Origin of the sequence: Mesobacillus sp. (genome assembly GCF_047739415.1) — a bacterium.
Classification (GTDB): domain Bacteria; phylum Bacillota; class Bacilli; order Bacillales; family Cytobacillaceae; genus Mesobacillus.
In genome coordinates this window covers 1-4,208 of record NZ_JBIQOE010000297.1, presented here as the reverse complement: position 1 = coordinate 4,208, position 4,208 = coordinate 1, and the positions used below count along the sequence as shown (strand labels likewise).

At 40.3% G+C, this 4,208-nt stretch carries 5 protein-coding genes; all 5 read right to left on the bottom strand.

Features of this window, described 5'->3' with window-relative positions; translation table 11 throughout:
* Nucleotides 1–404 precede the first annotated feature (404 nt).
* Entirely contained in the window at nucleotides 405–1,181 is a 777-nt protein-coding gene (locus ACH0QE_RS24085; protein ID WP_415802992.1) for a sulfite exporter TauE/SafE family protein, read from the bottom strand.
* Between the two features lie 114 nt (nucleotides 1,182–1,295).
* The gene (locus tag ACH0QE_RS24080; RefSeq protein ID WP_023626705.1) at nucleotides 1,296–1,523 is read right to left on the bottom strand and encodes a sulfurtransferase TusA family protein; all 228 of its coding nucleotides are present in this window, start codon (nucleotides 1,521–1,523) and stop codon (nucleotides 1,296–1,298) included.
* 75 nt (nucleotides 1,524–1,598) lie between these two features.
* Nucleotides 1,599–2,720, bottom strand: a complete 1,122-nt coding sequence (locus tag ACH0QE_RS24075) for an MBL fold metallo-hydrolase (protein ID WP_415802991.1) — start codon at nucleotides 2,718–2,720, stop codon at nucleotides 1,599–1,601.
* A 43-nt stretch (nucleotides 2,721–2,763) separates the two neighbouring features.
* The gene (locus ACH0QE_RS24070) at nucleotides 2,764–3,342 is read right to left on the bottom strand and encodes a sulfurtransferase TusA family protein (RefSeq protein ID WP_415802989.1); all 579 of its coding nucleotides are present in this window, start codon (nucleotides 3,340–3,342) and stop codon (nucleotides 2,764–2,766) included.
* A gap of 27 nt (nucleotides 3,343–3,369) precedes the next feature.
* Nucleotides 3,370–3,849 carry a DsrE/DsrF/DrsH-like family protein gene (locus ACH0QE_RS24065; RefSeq protein WP_415802988.1) on the bottom strand — a complete coding sequence of 160 codons (480 nt, stop codon included), beginning with the start codon at nucleotides 3,847–3,849 and terminating at the stop codon, nucleotides 3,370–3,372.
* Between the last annotated feature and the right edge of the window lie 359 nt (nucleotides 3,850–4,208).

Genomic DNA, 4,208 nt, shown 5'->3' with positions numbered 1-4,208 from the left:
ATATAATATTTTAATAATAATTAACATGTTAGGAAGTTCGGACAACTTTTTATGTTTTTCCATCAAACCTGTCTGAAGTTGGTTCATGTACTGACAACTTTTCATCCTTTTCCTCCAAACCTGTCTGAAGCTGGATCATCTTCTGACAACTTTTCACTCTTATCCTTAAAACCTGTCATAATACCTTTGCTTTCTTGACATCTTTAGGGCTCTGCACTTCCAACCTGTCATAATAAACTCGCTTTCTTTGACAGCTTTGCGGCTCTGCACTTAAAACCTGTCATTATAAACTCGCTTTCTTGACAGCTTTAGGGCTCTGCGCTTGAAACCTGGAATAATAACCTCGCTTCTCGAATCAAAAAAAACAAGACTCCTCATAAGCGGAGTCTTGTTTAAATAAATCCTTACAGGATATCCATCCAAATCTTGATTGCCGTTCCTAAAATCAAAACTGCCAGGATGTACTGAAGGATCTTCGTGTTTACTTTTTTACCTGCGTTTGCACCCAGTGGTGATGCGATTAGACTCGCTATGACCATGATTAGTGCCGGCCAAAACGCTACCTGGCCAGTCGCTAGCTTACCTACTGTCGATCCAATTGAAGAAATGAATGTGATGGCAAGTGATGTTGCAATTGTCATTCGAGTAGGAATCTTCAACACGACCAGCATGATTGGAACTAACAAGAATGCTCCGGCAGCTCCTACGATACCTGCGCCAACACCAACGATAAACGCAAAGAATGCTGCAAGCCACTTATTGAAAGTAACCTGGTCGAGCGGAATGTCATCAACGTTCTTCTTCGGCACAAACATCATTACCGCTGCAATTAATGCAAGGATACCGTAAACTAGGTTGATTCCGCCTTCAGTCATGATTCTTGAACCATAGCTTCCGATCAGGGAACCCACCAGGATGCTGGAACCCATATAGATAATCAATGTCTTATTTAAGTATCCACCTTTGCGGTATGCCCAGACACCGCCGATAGTGGCGAAGAATACCTGGACTGCACTGATTCCTGAAACCTCATGGGCACTGAATGCTGCGATGCCGAACAATGGCGGTATATATAATAGCATTGGGTATTTAATGATGGAACCGCCGATTCCAACCATCCCGGAAATATAAGACCCGATAAAACCAATTAAAAATATGACGATAAGATAAGTCAAATCCATAAGGCTTCCTCCTTATTAAAAAAACTTCGCTGGGTTAGCTCTCTATAACATCCCTATTCATAAAAATCCTATGAAAATGCAAAAGAAAAGGGAGACAAGCTCCCCCTTTTTCAATTACGCCTTCTTCATCCAGAACTTGAACACACCGTTTTCTTCTTCATGCTTCAGAAGTTCATTACCAGTGGATTGAGCCCAAGCTGCTAGATCTTTTACAGCGCCTTTATCAGTTGTATGGATTTCTAGTACTTCTCCAGATTGAAGGTCAGTGATTGCCTTCTTTGTTTTTACGATTGGCATTGGACAAGCTAGTCCTTTTGCGTCTAATACTTTTGCTACGTTCATGTTAAAATCCTCCTTGGTTGTATGAAAAATTGTATTTTTGATTGCCATCCGGGGAGCTAAGTCCCCTGGATTAATTTATCTTACCGCACAGCGGTTTGGTCCAATTTCCATTTCTCTTTGCTTTTCATCGTCTGGGCTGATTTTCCCCATGTTTGTTTCACGAATCTCCTGGTATGCATTTGGCTGCGGCGGCAGGTTCTCCGTTACAAGTCTGCGGAATTCCGCTTCGTCTTCGATATTCAAGCCATGGTTCTTCGCGAATAGAGTACCTAATTTTTCAGATACGCTGCCATCTTCATTCAACTCTTCGATGATCATGAAGTGTGCAGGAAGAACGACAAGCTCATCAGAAAGCTGCTTGTAACGAGTGTAAAGAGAGTTTCTTAGGTCTGCTACCCAGTCTTCAGCTTTTCCAGCCAGGTCAGGGCGTCCAATTGAGTCAATGAATAGTATATCCCCAGAAAGAAGATATTTTTCATCTACTACAAAAGAAGTAGAACCGATTGTGTGACCTGGAGTATATAGGGCATTGATGTCGATGTTTGTTTCACCGATTTTTACATTGTTGCCATCTTCTAGAGACTGGTAGCTGAATGTTACTTCATCAGCGTCTTTCGGAGGCAGCCAGTAAGTTGCACCAGTTGCTTCAGCAATTTTTCTGCCACCGGAAATGTGGTCTGCGTGCAGGTGAGTATCGAATACATGCTTGATTTCAACGCCAAGTTCTTTAGCGAAATCAAGATATACATCAGTCATTCTAGTTGCGTCAATTAGAGCAGCCTCACCGTTTGAAACAACTGCGTAAGATAGGCAGCCTTTTCCGATACGGACGAACTGGTACATTGATCCGCCATCCTTAAGATCGCCAACCTTGACTGGCTCAAGGTGTTCGCTCCATGCTTTCATTCCGCCTTGAAGATAAGATACTTCACGACCTGCTTCTTCAAGCATTTCAGCAACCATTACTGATGAACCTTCTTTGGCACATACAACAATAACTTCTTTATCAGTTGGTACCTTATCAAGGATTTCTTCTACTCCGTCAAGAAGATCGAAGTAAGGAATGTTAAGGTATTCGAAGTTTTCGCCTTCGATTTTCCAGTCGTTGAAGTCGCTCTCGTTACGGACATCAAGGATGAAAAATGGTTCTTTGTTGAATACTTTTTTAGTAACTTCTTTAGACGTCATTGCTTTCATAATTTATTTTACCTCCCCGGGTATGATTTTTTCAAAAAAATAATTACTGAACTTTATTTTCAGTTGGGCCATTCCATTCAGACATGCCTGGTACTACATTCCAGACCTTCTCGAAGCCTTTGCTTGTAAGTGCCTGGGATGCCATGTCACTTCTGTTGCCTGTGCGGCAAACAACAAGGATTGTTTTTGACTTATCAAGTTCCGCCACGCGATTTTCCAGATCACCGAAAGGAATTGAAATCGCATTTGGGATATGGCCGAAAGCATATTCAGCTGGCTCTCTTACATCAAGGACAACAACATCCTCATTTGCTTCAAGCTTTTTTACAACATCGTCGTTTGAAACAATGTTTGGATATTTTGTTTCTTCCTGTTCTTCACCTGAACCGCCTTTGCGGATATAGTGCTTAAGGACATCGCCTTCTTCAATTGTTCCAAGATATTGGTTGCCAGAGCTTTTAGACCAAGCCTGGATATCCGCCCTTGAACCTTTATCCGTTGCGAGTACTTCTAAAACCTCGCCTGGATTTAAATTGTTGATTGCTTTTTTAGTTCGAACAATCGGCATTGGGCATGCAAGCCCTTTTGCGTCGACTGTGAAATTTGTTTTTACAGATTCCATTTGTAGACCTCCAATTAAAAGTATCTATTAGATAAACAGGTTGACGTTTCCGTCTTCTGCATCAGCCAGGTAAGCTGCTACGCCAGCAAACTCTACGCCTTCCATGATTTCTTCTTGCGTAAGACCAAATAAGTCTACTGTCATTTGGCATGCAACAAGCTTAACATCCTGTTCTTTTGCCATGTCAATCAAGTCTGGAAGCGGCATAACATTGTGCTTCTTCATTACATCTTTGATCATCTTAGGACCAAAACCTGCATAGTTCATTTTTGACATTCCTAATTTGTTCGCGCCTCTTGGCATCATCTTGGCAAACATCTTTTCAATGAAACCTTTGTCAGCCTGGATCGGTTCATCTTTCCTTAGAGCGTTCAAACCCCAAAATGTGTGGAAAATTGTCACTTCATGATCATAAGCAGCAGCACCATTAGCAATGATATAAGCAGCCATGACTTTGTCATAATCTCCACTGAATAAAATAATTGTCGTTTTTTTCTGTTCTCCCATTATCTCTCTCATCCCCTCTTTTTTACGGTAACGGGTATTTATAAATGTAAAAAAATATTATATCTTTTCTAACGTGTTTACGTTGTTAAATACCTTACAGGGTATATAATATAAAAGATCATCCCTTTTGTCAACCGTAATTATGAATTTTTTATGACTTTTTATTTTGTGACATTTATTCCGTAATAAACGCGGATCTTATTATGTTATGGTCCTTTGCTAAATTGTTGCTTATAATCGACTGGATTTAAGTTTGAATAGTAGTAAATTTTAAAAAGAAGAAAATACACATTATATAGAAGAAAAAAGTTTTGTGAGATAAAGATAAGTAGAAAAGTGCAGTGATGATAATAAGAAAT